8 protein-coding genes are annotated in these 15,565 nt (G+C 70.1%); all 8 read right to left on the bottom strand.

What is annotated here, in order from left to right:
- Positions 1–17: 17 nt before the first annotated feature.
- The 8 genes from HR086_RS03845 to HR086_RS49690 all read right to left on the bottom strand — a co-directional run bounded on the left by HR086_RS03845 (position 18) and on the right by HR086_RS49690 (position 15,559).
- On the bottom strand, positions 18–2,081 hold the full coding sequence (locus tag HR086_RS03845; protein WP_174463571.1) for an ATP-binding protein: 2,064 nt from the start codon (positions 2,079–2,081) through the stop codon (positions 18–20).
- Positions 2,082–2,095: 14 nt separating this feature from the next.
- Positions 2,096–4,129, bottom strand: a complete 2,034-nt coding sequence (locus HR086_RS03840) for a hypothetical protein (protein WP_174464909.1) — start codon at positions 4,127–4,129, stop codon at positions 2,096–2,098.
- A 115-nt stretch (positions 4,130–4,244) separates the two neighbouring features.
- Positions 4,245–6,743, bottom strand: coding sequence for a hypothetical protein (locus tag HR086_RS03835; protein WP_174464908.1), 2,499 nt, complete (start codon positions 6,741–6,743; stop codon positions 4,245–4,247).
- A gap of 9 nt (positions 6,744–6,752) precedes the next feature.
- On the bottom strand, positions 6,753–7,712 hold the full coding sequence (locus tag HR086_RS03830) for an IPT/TIG domain-containing protein (RefSeq protein ID WP_174464907.1): 960 nt from the start codon (positions 7,710–7,712) through the stop codon (positions 6,753–6,755).
- A gap of 42 nt (positions 7,713–7,754) precedes the next feature.
- Positions 7,755–9,041, bottom strand: coding sequence for a hypothetical protein (locus HR086_RS03825; RefSeq protein ID WP_141643586.1), 1,287 nt, complete (start codon positions 9,039–9,041; stop codon positions 7,755–7,757).
- 3 nt (positions 9,042–9,044) lie between these two features.
- The gene (locus HR086_RS03820) at positions 9,045–10,487 is read right to left on the bottom strand and encodes a hypothetical protein (RefSeq protein WP_174464906.1); all 1,443 of its coding nucleotides are present in this window, start codon (positions 10,485–10,487) and stop codon (positions 9,045–9,047) included.
- Positions 10,484–13,255 carry a phage tail protein gene (locus HR086_RS03815; RefSeq protein ID WP_174464905.1) on the bottom strand — a complete coding sequence of 924 codons (2,772 nt, stop codon included), beginning with the start codon at positions 13,253–13,255 and terminating at the stop codon, positions 10,484–10,486. The genes HR086_RS03820 and HR086_RS03815 overlap by 4 nt, the downstream gene beginning before the upstream one ends.
- Positions 13,256–15,559, bottom strand: coding sequence for a baseplate J/gp47 family protein (locus HR086_RS49690; protein WP_174464904.1), 2,304 nt, complete (start codon positions 15,557–15,559; stop codon positions 13,256–13,258).
- Positions 15,560–15,565 lie beyond the last annotated feature (6 nt).

The following is a 15,565-nucleotide window of genomic DNA, read 5'->3' as shown; positions in this document are numbered from 1 at the left end:
GGCATGGGTGGTCTCTCTCAGCCTCGCAGGGACTGCGTGGTGGACCGACGCAGCGGGCAGACGTCTCCGGCCTTGCGGTACTCGCGAGTCACGCCCGCCTCCAGGTGCGCGGAGCCGAGCGGCGCCTGCTCCTCCAGCGCGAGCAATGAGGCGTGCAGCACCGCGTTGCGAATCTGTCCGCCGCTGAGCTGGCAGCGCGCGGCCACCTCGCGAAGCAGCTGGCTGTCCACCGCGTGCGCGGGAGGAAGGTGGAGCTGCCAGAGCGTCCATCGCTCGGAGGCGTCCGGGGAGCGGAAGTCCACCACCACGTCCATCCGCCGCTGGAACGCGGTGTCGATGGCGTCGGCTGCGTTGGTGGTGATGATGAGGATGCCTTCGTAGGACTCGATGCGCTGGAGGAGGTAGTTCGTCTCCAGGTTGGCGTAGCGGTCCGTGGAGGAGCCCACGCCCGTGCGCCGCGCGAAGAGCGCGTCGCCCTCGTCGAAGAGCAGCACCACGTCCAGCTCCTCGGCGAGCGCGAAGATGCGCGCGAGGTTCTTCTCCGTCTCGCCGATGTACTTGTTCACCACCGAGGACAGCTCCACCCGGTACACGTCCAGCCCGAGCGCCGCCGATACGAGCCGCGCGGCCAGCGTCTTGCCCGTGCCACTGGGGCCCTGGAAGAGGGCGCGCACACCCGCGGTGAGCTGTCGAGCCAGTGCGCTTCCCACCGCCGCGCCCATGCGCTCGCGGTTGCGACAGCGCGTCTCCAGGAGGCGAAGCTCGCGCAACGTCTCGCTCGCGACGGAGAGCTGGCTCCAATCCCCTGGCGTCGTCACGCGCACGGCGAGGGTGTCCAGGGCCTGTCGATTGAGCGCACGCGTGGCCTCGCGCACGTCCGAGGGTTCCACATGCATTCGGTCCGCGAGTGCCGCGTGCGCCTGGGCCAGGCGGGCCGCGCGTCGGAGGTGTCCCCGGGTGAGGCGGAAGCCCGTGCTCAACGTCTCCAGGGCGGGACAGGCGCGACCGGCGAGTCCTCGCTCCCAGTGCAGCATGCGTTCGTCGGGGCCCGGCATCGCCACGTCCAGCGTGAGTGCGCGGTCGACACCGTCTCCCGTGACACCGCCCAGTCGGCCGAGCACGACGCCCAGCGGTCCGTCGAGTCCCTCCAACGCGGGAATCTCAGCGGCCTCGCCTGGAGGAGGGTCCGTCACCGCCACGGGCATCGCGTGCAGCAGCGTCGCCAGCGGGCCCACGACGCGCCAGCGCGGGTCCTCGCCTTTCTGGAGTCCTTCCACCTCGAGCACGCCGCGTCCGAGCGAGCGGGCCACGGTGCGAAGCAGCGTGCGCCGCCCATTGTGACGAGGTCCCCGCAGCACCAGCGCGCGCACCTCATCGGAGCCGAGCAGCGTGGGCAGTCGTTCCAGGGCCTCGCGGAGTGACTCTGGAATGATGAGCGGCTCGTCCTGTTCCAGCCGCTCCAAGGGGTGGTGTTTCATCCACGACGTGGGCTTGTCGGGCGCCTCTCCTCGCAGCGCATCCCAGACCGCGCCAGGGACATGGAGCGCCCACTCGGAGCGAGGGGCCTCGCGGTCCGTCACCTCCACGAGCCCCAGCTCCATCAAGCGGCGCAACCGCGCGCGCGTCTCTCCCCGGTCCTCATCGCCGCGCCAGCCCGCGTTCAGCAGGCCGAGCGTGGGACGGTGGAGCGTGGGCGTGCCCTGGAGTGACGCGAACAGTGCGCCGAAGCGGGCATCTTCTTCCACCATGCCCACCGCGAGCAGGAGCGTCAGCGTGTCATGATCCAACAGCGCGGCCCGGCGCAGCGCGCGCAGGGGGAGGTGTTCGGTGACGTCCTCTTCCCATGCGGAGATCGCCTCGGCCCACGGGCCTGCTCCGGTCGACACTTCATGTGGGTCGATGCCCAGCTCGGTGAGCTCCGCCCGGTAGGCTTCCAGGAAGGGGAAACGCGCGAGGAGGGAGTCCTCGCCACCGCACAGGCTTGCACCCTGGGCCAGTACGCGTGACGCGGCGGCGAAGAAGTAGAGCTTGAAGTGCTCGTGTGCTTGGGACTCGATGGGAGGAGGCTGTGAGATGGACATGGCGCGCCTCGGGCTCACTCGAAGTGGAAGGTGAGGTGTCGCCCCTCGGAGGGCAGCCACCCGATGTCGCGGTCCAGGCCCGCGATGCGCACCGCCAGCGGGAGCTGCGACAGGAACAGCACCACGTCCACATGCCCCTCCGTCACGTGAAGTCGCGCGTCATGTGCGAGCAGTGTCGCGTCCAGGGCTGACGCATCTTCTGACGACACGCCCAGCGCGCGGCACAGTCGGGCTCGACAGAACGGCACCAGCCATCCGAGCCAGCGCTCCAGGGGCTCGGTGTCGAGCCGACCTGTCTCGTCACCTCGGGAGAGCGTGAATGCCGAGCCGACGAAGTAGGGCGAAAGCTCGCTGTTCACGAGAACGTCCGCGTCCTGTTCATCATAGGGAACGTCCAGCACGAGGAAACCCGCGGGATGCATTACTCGCAGCCGTCTTTCGCGAACGCTCCAGGTCCAGTGGGAGTCGCGCGCCGCGCGGAACGTGCGCAGCCAGGCGGGAGGGATTCGCCACGCATCGGGAGGCGCGAAGTCCTGGCCGGGAAGGGCTCCGGGCTTTCGCCCAGCGAGCAGGGCCAGCACCTTCCACACCGGGTCCGAGGGACGTAGGTCCACGCACAGGCGCCGGCCCACGAGCGTGACGAAGTCCCAGAGCGACAGTGGAAGGTTCGGATGGGCCGGCATCGAGAAGTCGCCGTACAGCTCCAGGAACAGGCCCAGGTTGACCAGGTAGAAGAGGCCGCCGAGTCGGGTGGAAAAGGGCAGTCCCCACGCGCGTCCGGAGGGTGGCTCGAGCTCTCGGAGTGGCGTCGGTGGTGTCGTGGTGTGCACGGGGGACCGTGAAAGGTCTTCAGTTGTGGAGGCTGGCGAAGCGTGGCGAGGCAGCGGGCGCTCATCGCTCGACGGAGACTCGATGGCCTTCGATACGCCGTGGGTGCCCTGACGCTCCAGGACACCCTCGGACGCCGTCGTTCCCTCGCTTCGCGATGCGGAGTGCTTTGTCGTCCTGTCCTCGGAAGGAGTGGTCTCCAGACCGGGCCTCTTCAGGAGGTCGTCGACAGGGGGCGCGAATTCGGTGTCGTCGGGAGCTGCTCCGGAGTGTGGCTTTGGGAGAGCGCCGGCCACGACAGGTTCGGGCGGGGCCTCGTGCCGAGCCTCGCGGGGTGCGAAGGGAGAGGGGACCGCGAGCGCCTCGTGAGCGTCTCGCCAGATGCCCACGGCGGGGAGGAACTCCAAACGACGTGCCTCCACGGGAACGCGACGCAGCGTGAGCGCGACTCCGAGCAGCGCACCGTGCTCGCGTGAGTCCTTCAATGTCCGCGCTTCAGGTGCCCACGACTCCCATGGGGCGTTTGTCGCGAGCACCGTTCCCTCCGATTTCATCGTGCTCGAGGGACTCGCGGGGACCGTGGGCCGCTCACCGCTCACATCTCGCGAAGGTGCGTCGAGGGCGGCGGCGGAAAGCCCGTGGACCTGGAGCACGCGAGTGAGCAGGGCCCGGGCCTCCGGCGGCGTGAACAACGACACCACGGCACGGACCTCGCGTCGCCGGGTGAGGAACTCCAGGGCGCTCGGGACGTACTCGGGCGCGCGCAGCCATTCCGCGACGACGGTGCGGGACAGGTCCGCGTTGGAAAACAATCCCCGCCACCACCAGTGGGCGCTCGCGAGGCCCCGGCTTACATCGCTCGCCAGACACGCCAGCAGCTCGGAGGGGTCCGCGAACAGCACGGCCTCCGCTCCAGGTGGTACGACGCCATGCGCGGGCCTCGCCGCACGAGCCACCTGCTCTCTCAGCACCGAGGACAGCGCCTCGTTCCACGCAGCGGGCGGGCGCAGGGCCTGCTGATTCAAGGGGAGCACCCCGGGCTTCGGGTCCATCAATCGGCGAATGCACACGGTGGCGGAGGGCGGAAGCCCCGGTGGAAGCAGGTCGGCGCCCGCCAGCACGGCCTCCAGCCGCAGCCGCGCCGAGAGCGGCTCCAGCTCCGCCCCGCGCAGCCGCAGCCGTTGGATGACCGTCCTGCCTCGTGCCGCCTGCTCATGCATCGTCGCGACGTCCTCTTGGATTCGACACCTGCGTCCGCTTCAAACCCTTGATGCGCGTGTGCCTCCGGCCGTGCAGGAGCCCCCTGTGTGGCCAGGGGCTCCCTGAAGCCAGACGTCAATCCCCGTCGTGGTGCTTGCGGCGGCGGCTCGCCAGGAACCCCAGGGCCACGAGCCCCAGGACGCCGGTGGAGCCACTCGGACGCGTGTGCTTGCACGGGCAGCCCTCCCCGGGAGGAGGCACGGGAGGACCCGAGCCGCCATCCCCTCCACCCGTTCCGCCATCACGCCCGGTGCCGTTGTCCGGAGGCCGCGGCTCCACCGGCTCCAGCTTCGTCACCGGCCCCTTGGCCACGGGCGTCCCGTTCACCAGCACGATGATTTCAGTGCCGTCGTCAATCTCACTCAGGCGGACCTCGTAGGTGCCGTCGAGCTTGGGCGTGGTGGCCGGGGCCTGCCGGCCCTTGCCGTTGATCTGCACGACGACGCGGTCCTCGAAGCCCGGGCCCACGTAGTTCCCAAGCGCGTCACGCGGCGTCAGCACCAGCACGTAGCTGCCCGTGTCGACCTTCGTCACCTGGACGTCGGTCTTCGGGCCAAACGGCAGCACGTCCACCTGTGTCTCGAGAATCTCCGTGCGCCGCAGCGGCTCTCCGCTGGGGCCCTTCATCAAGAGCTGGAAATGGAAGCGGTACGTGCCAGGCGTCTGCGTGTCCTTGAACTCCAGCTTGTAGATGCCGGGCGCGGTCTCCTTCAGCACCAGCTCATCCTTGCCGACGGTGGTCCCCATCTTCTTCAGGAACTCGGGGTCCTTCATCAGCGTGTCCAGCTTGCCCTGGTACGGCGACACCGGGTCCGGACTCTGCTCGCCGCGTCCCTCGCCGCGCGTCTCGTGCATCAGCGTGCCCAGCGCCCCGTTCGGGGTCTCCACCAGGACGGTCAGCTCGCCGTTGTCGAGGTTCTCCAGCGGCTTGCCGTCGAACGTCACCTGCGCGACGACGTTGAGCGGCTGGCCGGCGGAGTGGCGCAGCTTGTCGAGCGAGAGCTGGAAGTCGAGGCTCTTCTCCTGCACATAGGCGGCGAGCTGGTACGGAATGGCGGGGCTCGCCGTCCCGGGGATGCGGTTCACCGTGAGCTGCCATTTGCCGACCGGACCCGCCTTGGGGAAGTCGTAGCGGTTCAGGATGTGGCTGCGGCCCGTCTTCACCGCCACGGGCTTCGGGTTGCTGCCGTCCGGCGCGGTCACCTTGAGCGTCACGGGTTGCCCGCGCGGGCTCGTGGTGAACCAGCCCAGGTTGACGTAGAGGCTCTGCACCGTGCCGTCCACGTCGACGGACCGGGTCGCGGTGTTGGTGCCCGAGGGCAGGGTGGTGGAGCTCTGGAGCAGCGTGGCGAGCGTGTTGCCCTTGAGCGCCGTCACCAGTTGCTGCGCGAAGGCCGTCGTGGTGCCGCTGCTCGTCGTCAGGTGGTTCTGCCCCGCCGTCTGCAGGGAGATGGCGTTCATCAGGTCCGCGTACGGGACGGCGCCGCTTGCCACTGCGACCGTCAAGATGGGGACGCAGTGATTGGTAAGGCGCTCCGTCGTTCCGGGGGTGACTTCCAGCACCTTGAAGCCGATGTCCGGGCCCGTGCCGTCCTTCACCATCGGATTGACGTTCTGCATGCCGTCCGTCATCACCACGAGCGTCAGGTCGTTGACCTTGTCCGCCTGCCACGCGGCGAGCGCATCCCGGATGCCGCCGCCCATCGCCGTGGTGCCCGCGGTGATGTTCGCGTTCACATGGCTGACGGCCTGTTCCCACGGGTGGCCGCCATCCATGAGCGCCGGAGCGCGCTCGACGAACAGCTTGCCGTTGAACTTGGTCGGCTCGGAGTCGCTCTCGAAGTAGACGAGCGCCAGCCGGTCCCTGCCCAGCCCCGTGCCGCCCGTCTCGCTCAGCGGATCCAACCCCTCGACCTCCCAGAAGTGGATGAACTGCTCGGCGGCGCTCTGGAGCGCGAGCCACTTCTGGATGTTCGCCGGGTCACCGGGCGTCGCGGAGATCATGCTGCCGGAGCGGTCCAGCACCAGCGCCACGTCCATGGGAATGCGGCCCCGATTCACCCCCGGAGGCGGCACCGTCCAATTCGTCAGGCCCTTCACCCGTCGCGAGGAGCAGGTGCACTGGTCCACCGATGGCGCGGCGAAGGTCGTGGTGCGATAGCCCGTGAGGTTGTTGAAGTTCGCGGCGTCCGGCGTGAAGCGAATCGTCCCGGAGCCATCCTGGGGGAGCTTGATGCCGCAGAGGTTGTCCACGGCTGCCAGGACGTCCCGGCGCTTGTAGTCGATGATGATGGCGTTGGTGCCGGCTCCGACGATGAACACGTTGTCGCCGTTGGCCAGATTGACGGGCCCGCCGCCCACCGTCACGTCGGTGTTGCCCAGGGGCGTCTCGAAGTTCAGCGTCGCGCCGTTCTGAATCGGCGTGGTGGACTCGAGCATCACCTTCACGCGGGTGATGGGAATGGTCGTCGCGGGCGCGGAGATGGCGAACTCGTGCGTCGCCGCCAGGGAGCCCGTCGCCCCCAGCAGGAAGGGGAGCGCGAGCCAGGAAAGCCTCTTGGAATGTCTTGGCATGTGTGGACCTCAGGGCTTGTAGATTTCGAGTGCCTGCGTGGGAGACATGGCCGTCCCCACGCGCACCTTGATGTTGATGATCTTGCTGTCCCCGGAGAGGTTGATGCCGGTCAGGGACGTGGGGATGGTGACGACGAGCCGGCCAGGCAGCGTGGACGTGCCCAGGGGCTGAACGCCAATGGGCGTGCCCGACGTGCCATCGCGGGGCTGGTCATCGAAGAACACGCGGATGTTGGTCAGTGTGGAGCCGAAGTTCTGGCCGTTGATGATCAGCTCGCCACCCAGCGGTGCATTGGCGATGCTGAAGGGGGTGATTGCGGGCAGGGGCGTGCCCGTGGGGCCCAGGATGATGAGCTGCGCGGAGGTCGCGCCCGCGGGGTTGGTCACCACCACCGTCACCGTCTTCTGCTGGCCGGCGGCGGGCGGGTTGGCGACGGAGGGCACGACGACGAACAGCGAGTAGCGCGTGCTCGCGTTCGAGGGCGGCGCGGCCACGGTCCCGTCGAACGTCACCGTGTTGTTGGCGCGCACCGCGTCGAAGTTCTCGCCGATGATCTGCACCTCCGTGCCGATGTTCGGCGTCAGCGGAGAGAAGCCGCTGACGGTGGGCTTCGCCGGAGGCGTGGGCGTGGAGCCGGCGATGGTTGCGATGAGGAGGTGGATGCCCGTGCCGTCCGGCACCCGGGTGCCCGGCGTGGGAATCTGCCCGATGACCGGCCGCGCGTTGTTCTTCGGGTCATTGAGGTTCACCACCAGGCCCGAGGCATCCATCGACAGGGCGAGCTGGAGGTTGCCGCCGGACTGCGCCAGCAGGGCCTTCACGTCGAGCAGCGTTCGGCTGAACAGATTGGGCACCACGTTGGGCCCACCCGACGTGGTGGCCAGCGCGTTGAGCAGCTGGATGATTGCGTTGATGAGCTCGGCGCTGATGAGGTCGCCGGGCTTGACGAGGTTGAGTGGGTCGGCCATCGGGGTCTCCTCGCGGCCTGCGAGAGATGGAAGGTGGGAAGGTCAGCGGGGCAGCGCGTAGTTGCCGAAGTGCCAGTGCGCGGCGTCGGACCGCGCGTCACCCAGGTAGGGCAGGTATCCACTGGCGAAGACGAGATAGGGCTGGGGCCGGGGTGTGCTCGCGTCGCTCTGCGCGAGCTGGTTCTCGTGGACCAGGTAGAGCCACAGGAAGGGCTCCTTGCGGACCAGGTCCACGGGCGGATACGCCAGCGACATCCTCAAGAGGGCTTGCAGCCGCGAGCCCTCCACGTGGACCGGCGCCTCGGGGGGATACGTGAGCCCGTCGAAGAACTTCGTGTACGTGAAGCCCCGCGCGCCCGTCATGCCCTCCAGCGGCAACAGGCCCACCGCGGGCAGTGCCACGAAGTGGTCCAGCGCGCGCACCGTCTCCGGCGTCCCGGTGCGCAGCGTGTCCAGGTGCTCCTGGAACTGGAGGAAGCTCGCCTCGCCCTCCGTGGCTCGGCGGTCCTCGAGCCCCAGGCCCCAGCGCTCCGGCGTGGCCACTCGCGCGGGCCGGCGTCGCGCGGCCCAGGCATCCACCCAGCGCAGGCCCACGCCCGCCTTCCAGTGCACCACCGCCAGCGGCACGTCACACGGTGTCAGCGCCGTGGGCCGCAGTTTGTCGATGAGGCCATAGGGTGGGTTCGCGGGCCCGAAGGGATTCACCATCCACGCGCGGCTCGCCGCGTCCGACGTGCCCAGGCACAGGTGCGCCACCCGGTTGCGCAGCCGCGCTTCGTCCGAGAGCTGGGCCGCCGTCAGCTTCAAGTCCAGCAGCCGGAAGCGCACGCCCTCCACCCGCCGCTTCGCCTCGCAGCCGGAGGAGGGATTTCCGCCCAGGCCGCTGACGGGCGCGCGCCCCTCGCGGCCGGACGCGGGCGAGAGGACCAGCAGGTACACGCCCGTGCCGGACACGTAGTCGCTGCTGCCCGGCGCGCAGGTCTCGAAGCCGCCCGTGGCGGTGGCCGTCGCGCCACTGCCGCTGTTGGAGGGGCCTCGCACCAGGGATACTTCCACCGGCTGGAGCAGCTCCAGCGCGTGGCCCGCGCGGCTGAGCGCCAGGCCCGCCGTCACCGTGACGAGCGGCGAGGACACGGTGCTTCCCGGAGCGATGGACACCGTGAGCCCGTGGGCGACACCTTCGCCCATGGCTCGCACGTGTCGTCCCAGGGCCGCCTCGTGGGCGGTCTGCTCCTGACTCAGGTCCTCGGCGGACAGCAGCCGGCCGTTGAAGAAGTTCGTCGAGCGGATGCCGTCCTCGAGGAACGCGGTGTCCAGGTCGATGCGCATGGCCTACCTCGTGCCTTCCGTGCCAACGCGGGCCTTCGGCTTCGCGTCGCCACTGGAGGATTTCTTCTTCGCGGGGACGGCGTACTGGCTCACCTCCACGATGAGGCCCAGCTTGCGCAGGGTGGCGATGGGAAGAAGGGCGTCCTTGTCCCGCACCTTCAGCAGCAGGCCATCCGCGTCCGCGCGTACGAAGGTGACGGAGGGCTGCGTCACCAGTCCGTTCTGCGGCTCCACCAGCGTCGCCTTGACCACGTAGCGCCACTGGTCCGGCTGGTGCGCGAAGCCGTCGAAGCTCAGCGTCACGAGCCCGACGTCCACCTTCGTCGCCTTCAAACCGTTGTAGCCAACGTCGGTGGAGGTGTCGTCGATGGGAATCATTCCCGCCGCGATGAGGGAGTAGGGCTGCAGGTTGTCCGGGTGGTGCACCGCAGAGGCGTCACGGGCGAGCCCCGCCAGCAGCCACTCCTGGAGCATGCGCTGGTGCAGCAGGTACGGCCGCTGCCTCTCGTCCACCGTCTTCGTGCCCGCCGCGTCGACCTTCCACGGACCGGTGCCCAGCTCGCGCACCAACGGCAGGTCCACGGCCGCCAGCAGGACGCCGTCGTTCGGCGACTCCGGCGCGGGAGACACGGGTTGGGTGCAGCCCTGGGACTCGCCCAGCCAGTTCGTCCGCCACAAGGGACGCAGCTCCGTCACCCACAGCCGCGACGCCTCGCGCAGGAAGGCCTCCACGTCCGTCTCCAGCACCGGCAGGGGTCCACCCGGCGGGTCGTCCAGCACGTAGTCGTCCACCGGTGACACCGGCGACGAGGGGACGACGGAGCCGCGCAGCAGGGTGATGAACTGCTCCAGCGTCGTGGGCGTGGGCGTGGAGGAGACCACGTTCATGTTCCGCCGCAGCCAGCGCACGAAGTCGCGCACCGCGCTCTCCTCGAGCGGAGGCGGGGGCGGCTGGAGCGCCAGCTCCAGGTGGAAGTCGTCCGTCACACGCGAGGGCGCGGTGGTGTCGTCCTCGGTGCGGCACGGCTCTCCCGGCACGGGGACCGGGTCCGTCAGGCAGTCGCGGTGACGAAGCACCACGTAGACCGTCAGCCGGTTGCCGGCACGCAGGTAGGCATCCACCTCCGTGCCGCGCGCGATGAGCCAGTCGTTGAGCGCGGCGCACTGGGTGGGCGTCACGCGGACCAGTTGTCCTCGCGGTGTCAGCGCCGCGCCGGGGGTGACGCGCACCTCCGGGCCGCGCGTGCCGGTGCCGTGGCTCACGGCGAGGCCCCAGGCGGTGCCGTAGCCGAGGAGGTCGCGCGCGAGCCATCTGTCTCGCTCCGACAGGTAGGCGAACTCCTGGGTGAAGTCGTCCACGCCCAGCACCATGCCGAGCACGTAGTTGACGTGTCTGGTCGGGTCGGCCGGCGCGCGCTGCACTGACGTGGAAGTGAAGGTGCTCATTGGATGTCGCTCCCGTGGGTCTCACGGCGCCCGAGCAAGTCCCGCCCCAGGATTCGCCGGTCCGCGGCGTCCTGGGGTGGTCTCGGGGCCAGATGGCTTTCCGCCAGGTATTCGCGTCCGAGCCGCATGGCGGGCATCAGCTCGGGGGCACGGCTGCCCAGATCGACCAGGGTGTCCACGCCCAGGCGGGCTTCGCCGACGCGGAACATGTCCCAGTAGAACTTCACGTCGAACACGGTGTGGGCCGGCTTCTCCACCGCCACCACCCGCATCGCCTGCTCTTGTCGCGCGCGCTGCTCCTGCGCCGCGCTGCCTCGTGGGACGGGCAGCACCACCGTGAAGCGATGGGCCGCCGCACGCACCGGCAGCACCACCGTTTCGAAGTGGTACCAGTCCGACTGCGCCGGACCGTCCCCGGGCAGCGTCACTGGCAACACGGCCTGCGTGAAGTCCGTCAGCGTGGTGCCATGCGCCGCGTTGAGGGCCTGCACCGTCCGATAGCGTCGCGTGAGGAAGTCGAGCCAGCGCGGCGCGCTCGCTGCCGTGGCGGCCGGGATGAAGCCGAGCGTCTCCTGCGTGAAGGCTCGCCACACGGTGGCCACCGCGGCCTGGGTGGGCTCGCGCAAGGGGAGCGCATCGGACGCCGCCGTCACACCCGCGTCGGAGAGCGCGGCTTGATAGCGCTCCAGCAGCCTCGCGATGCCTTGGGACGGTTCCCAGCGGCGCGACGTGGCGGCGGGCTGGATGCGGATGCCTCCCGCCTCGGAGGTGTCCGTCGCGAAGAGGAACGGGGTGCGCGCGGTGCGGAAGCGCTCGACGATGCGGTAGCGGGCGCGCGTCGGCTCGGTGTCATCGGTGAAGATGGACGCGTCAGGGCAGTCGTCCAGGGCCACGCGCAGCGCCATGCGCAGGCCGCGCGGCGTGCCTCGCCACTGGAAGAAGTCCAGCGTGTGACGGAGGAAGAGGCGGCGACGCGTCTCGTCCCAGGCCGGGTCCAGCGCCACGCCGAACCAGGAGGCCAGCCACTCGAGCGCCTCCGGGGGCGCGCTCCTCGCGTCGAAGAGGACCTGTGCGGCGGCGATGCGGTCTTCCAGGGGCGTGAGCAGTCCCTCGGGGTTCGCGAGGAAGCGGTCCAGGAAGCTGGCCGACTCAGGGTCCTGTCGGTACAGGCCTGGGAGGTACTGCTCCGCGTAGGAGAAGCGCGGGTACCACGCTCGCATCGCGTGGATGCGCGGAGTCGCGGCGCCGCCTCCCTGGAGGACCAGCTCCACCTGCGCGAAGCGGCCCCTGGCGCGCTGGAAGAGCACCTCGAAGGTGCCTCGGTGCTCGCCCCGCGCCGTCGTGGTGAAGGGCAGCTCGGAGCCGGCTCCTCGCTTGTAGAGCGCGGGCTCTTCGCTGAAGGGAAGGGCCTCCAGGTCCGAGCGCTCATTGGCCGCGCGACTGCGCACGACGATGCGTGCTCCGGGCGGAAGGGAGCCGTCCAACAGCAGCCGATGCCACACGCAGTCAGGCGTCCGTCCATCGAGCACGGGCGTGCGCAGCGTGCCCTCGGAGACGTAGCGCGGGCGTCGCTGCGCCACGAGCGGGATGAACGTGTCCGCGAAGTCGTAGAGGGCCTGCCCGTCCGAGGCGATGAGCGCCTTGCCGCCAAACAACCGCAGCGGCAGGTACTCCGGCTGCGCCACCGCGACGAGGTCGCCGCCTTCCGAGGTGTGCAGCTCGAAGGCGAAGGCCTGGTTGCCGTCCCGACCCACCACGACGACGCGGCCCACCGAGCCATCCGACCCGGCCGGAAGCAGCGCCATGTCATGCGCCACCAGGACGTACGACGACGCGGGACTGTTGTCGCCAAGGAGGCCATCGACCTCCAGCGGCACGGGGGCGCCTGTCAGGACGCCGTCGCGGTAGACCAACAGGCGACTGTCCTCGGTGCCCCGGTCCAGCACGAGCACGCGGCCGTCGGGCAGCACCTCCACGGAGATGGGGTCCTGGGCGGCGACGGGCGTCGACGCATCCAGCGTCACCGGCCGTGGGAAGGTGACGGCGGGAATCGTTCGCGTCGGTCCTCCGGCCAGGGGCTGGAAGGCTTCCACCCGTGACGCGGAGAGCACGTCATCCACGCCCGTGCGCACCACGCGGAAGCCCGCGTCCAGGCGCCACAGGCGGCGGTGCTGACGGTCCAGCACCACCACGCCGCCATCGGGAGTGGCCGCCATGTCCCACGGCGCGAAGGGCACACCCGTGGGCCACAGGTGTCGCACCGGAGGGCCGCCCGAGTGCAGGTCGAACACGAGCAGCCCCGCGGGCGCGAGCGTGCCGACGACCAGGTAGTGATGCCCGCTGATGGCCATGGCTCCGAGCAGCTCGGGCGTGGGAGGCGTGGGCGGAATCAGCGGGCCGAAGCCGCCCGTGCCGGAGACGGGTGCGGCCTCGGGCGTGACGGGCCAGAAGTCGCTCGTCTGCCTCGAACCGCTGGAGAGCACCTTCAGCGTGCGTCCGTCGAGAGCCACCCAGTAGACGTTGCCATAGCGGTCCTTCGCGGCGCCGCGCCGGTCCTGCAGCACGGGAGGCACGTCGCGCGGCGCGGCGATGAAGCGGAACAGCTCCGCGCGCAGGGACACCTCCGAGCGCGATGAGTCCCACGCGACGTCCGCGCCGGTGCCGGACGCCTCGCTCCACGCTTCGGAGAGAACGCGGCCCTTCGAGGTGCAGCGGCCCCAGTCGTCGCGACCGAGCAGCAGATGAAAACGAGCGCCGTTGGCATCCATCTATCGGCACTCCTCGGGGACGATGGGCACCGAGACGAACGGCCGCTGCGTCGTCGTGACGGACGTGCCGCGCAGGTCGTCGAGCGAGGGCGCGTCACCCACGGCCACCGAGAGTCCGGCGAGCCGGGGGAGCTGGAGCCCCGTCATCGGTATCTGGTCCTGCTGAGTGCCCGTGGCCAGCCCCAGTCGCACCCCGCGCACCAGCGCCACGCCCGCCACGCGACTGGCCACCGCCGCCAGCTCCAGCGACACCACCGCCTTGCGCAGCGGCCAGCCACGCCGGGCCACCGTGGACAGGTTCGCGCCCGCCAGCGACACCGTCTGCTCCAGCAACTCCGCGTCCTCGGGGGGCAGGGGAGACAGGAACTCGATGAGGGCCGCCTTCACCGCCTCGCGCACCTGTGCCTGCGAGACTCCCGCCACCACCTCCAGGCCCACCGTCACCCAGACGGGCTTGTACTGGGGGCGGCGCACGAAGACCTCGGTCGTCACCAGTCGACGCGGCGCGAGCCAGCAGGCAATCGCATCGAGGAACGTGTCCGGCCCCTCCGCCTCGCGCGCGTCAGGCTCCGCGCGGGGAATGGCCAACACCGTCACCGCGCCGGGTGCATCGCCTGGCTCATTGGGCGAGAGGGCAGGGTGGAACGCGGGCAGCACATCCACTCGGCCCACCGCGACGCCGGGCGTGCGCAGCGTCACCGCCTCGAAGTCCTGCGCTGTCACCAGCCTGTCCCGGTGCTGGAGGAACCGCGAGATGTGCCGCTCTCCTTCGCGCACGCCCTCCGCGTCGGAGCCGCCCCACGTGGGCAGCGGATTCGCCACCTGGATGCCTGGAGGAAGCGCGGGCCCACTCGCCACCGTGCCCGTGGCCACATTGCCGGCGCGACCCACGCCGTGGTCATAGTCAGCGCGCAGCGTGGCCCCAAGCGGCGGCCTCGCGCCGTGGGCACCGTCACCGAAGCGAAGCTCTCCCGCCTCCGCGTCCAGACGGAACACCTTCACGCGTGTCTGCGCGGGGCGCGGCGAGCCGGGCGGCAGGCGCGGGTCCGGCACGGAGACCTCGGGGCCCGCGCTCGTCAGGTCATCGATTTCCTCCCACGTCTCGGTGATTCCATTCACCGTGACGCTCAGCTTCACCGAGCCCGGCAACACCGGCGCGCGCGACAGCTTCAGCGCCTGGTCCGGCTCGCCCGAGCCCGTGGGCAGCAGCTCGCTCGTCACGCGCTCTCGCTGGGACACGGGCGCGGCGTTGATGCCGGCCCACAGGAGCTTCGTCGTCACCGGCGCCGAAGCGGTGATGCGCACCCAGGTGATGACGCGCGCCTCCAGTTCCTCGTCGTCGAGCGAGGGAGGGAAGTCCCGCGTGCCCGCCTCCAGCGGGTCCAGGTTCGTCCACAGCTCCAGCTCGCCGAGCGTGGAGGGCAGGGGGACGTCCACCACGGAGGGCTCGCCAGGCATCTCCGAGGTGACCAGGGTGCGCCAGCTCGCGTTGCGCAGCGCCGGGTCCTCCGGGAGCTTGCCGTCCACGGGCAAGCGGGGAAGCTGGAAATGGAGCACCGCCGAGCCCACGGGCCGCGCCTGTCCATTGGGGACCAGGTCTCGTCCCTCGGAGCCACCGGCGGGCGCGAGGCCCACCGTCAGCACCTTGCCCTTCAGCTCTTCCCTCGCTCGTGTCAGCGCATCGGGGAGTTTCCGGTCCGCGGGCCGCAGCAGCAGCGCCACCCACAGCGCCTTGTCCAGCGTCTCGGTGTTGAGGTCCAACGGCTCCGTGCCGCGCGGAGAGAAGGGCGTCGTCTCGTAGAACTGGAGTTCGTTGAGCGGCGCGGGCGGCGGCGCGGTGGCGGTGAAGGAGGCGTAGAGCTCCTGGTAGTACTCCTTCACCCGCTCCTCGGGCGCGACGCTCCGCTTGTAGAAGCACGCCGCCTCCACGGGCAGCACGTCCAGGCCGCGCTCGGTGCGGAAGGGCACCTGGCCGGCGCGGACCTCCACGCCCTCCGTCAGCGTGAGGGCCTGCGGCGGACCGCCGCGCTCGTTGCGGAAGGCGACGAGGCCGCGCGCGGACGCGGCCGGCAGCAGCGGCACGCCGAGCAGTTGGAGGAACTTGAGCCGGTTGCGCTCCGGAATCTGGTTGGCGCGGTACAGCAGGCTCTCCGTCAGGAAGGCGAAGAGCTCCAGCAGCGTGACGCCCGGGTCGGACTTGTTGAAGTTGGTCCACTCGGGGTTGTGGATGGGGATGCGTGCCAGCGCCTCGTCGAGGAGCTGCTGGTACTTGCGGTCATCGATGGGCGGGAGGGTGAGTGGCACGATGTC

Source organism: Myxococcus sp. CA039A (genome assembly GCF_013336645.1).
Taxonomy (GTDB): Bacteria; Myxococcota; Myxococcia; order Myxococcales; family Myxococcaceae; genus Myxococcus; species Myxococcus llanfairpwllgwyngyllgogerychwyrndrobwllllantysiliogogogochensis.
The sequence above is the reverse complement of the archived record's forward strand: the minus strand, read 5'-3'. Positions and strand labels throughout refer to the sequence as shown.

What these genes read in the sequence shown, in the direction of transcription:
- HR086_RS03845 (WP_174463571.1), bottom strand. Translation starts at nt 2,081, where the DNA reads ATGTCCATCTCACAGCCTCCTCCCATCGAGTCCCAAGCACACGAGCAC.
- HR086_RS03840 (WP_174464909.1), bottom strand. Translation starts at nt 4,129, where the DNA reads ATGCATGAGCAGGCGGCACGAGGCAGGACGGTCATCCAACGGCTGCGG.
- HR086_RS03835 (WP_174464908.1), bottom strand. Translation starts at nt 6,743, where the DNA reads ATGCCAAGACATTCCAAGAGGCTTTCCTGGCTCGCGCTCCCCTTCCTG.
- HR086_RS03830 (WP_174464907.1), bottom strand. Translation starts at nt 7,712, where the DNA reads ATGGCCGACCCACTCAACCTCGTCAAGCCCGGCGACCTCATCAGCGCC.
- HR086_RS03825 (WP_141643586.1), bottom strand. Translation starts at nt 9,041, where the DNA reads ATGCGCATCGACCTGGACACCGCGTTCCTCGAGGACGGCATCCGCTCG.
- HR086_RS03820 (WP_174464906.1), bottom strand. Translation starts at nt 10,487, where the DNA reads ATGAGCACCTTCACTTCCACGTCAGTGCAGCGCGCGCCGGCCGACCCG.
- HR086_RS03815 (WP_174464905.1), bottom strand. Translation starts at nt 13,255, where the DNA reads ATGGATGCCAACGGCGCTCGTTTTCATCTGCTGCTCGGTCGCGACGAC.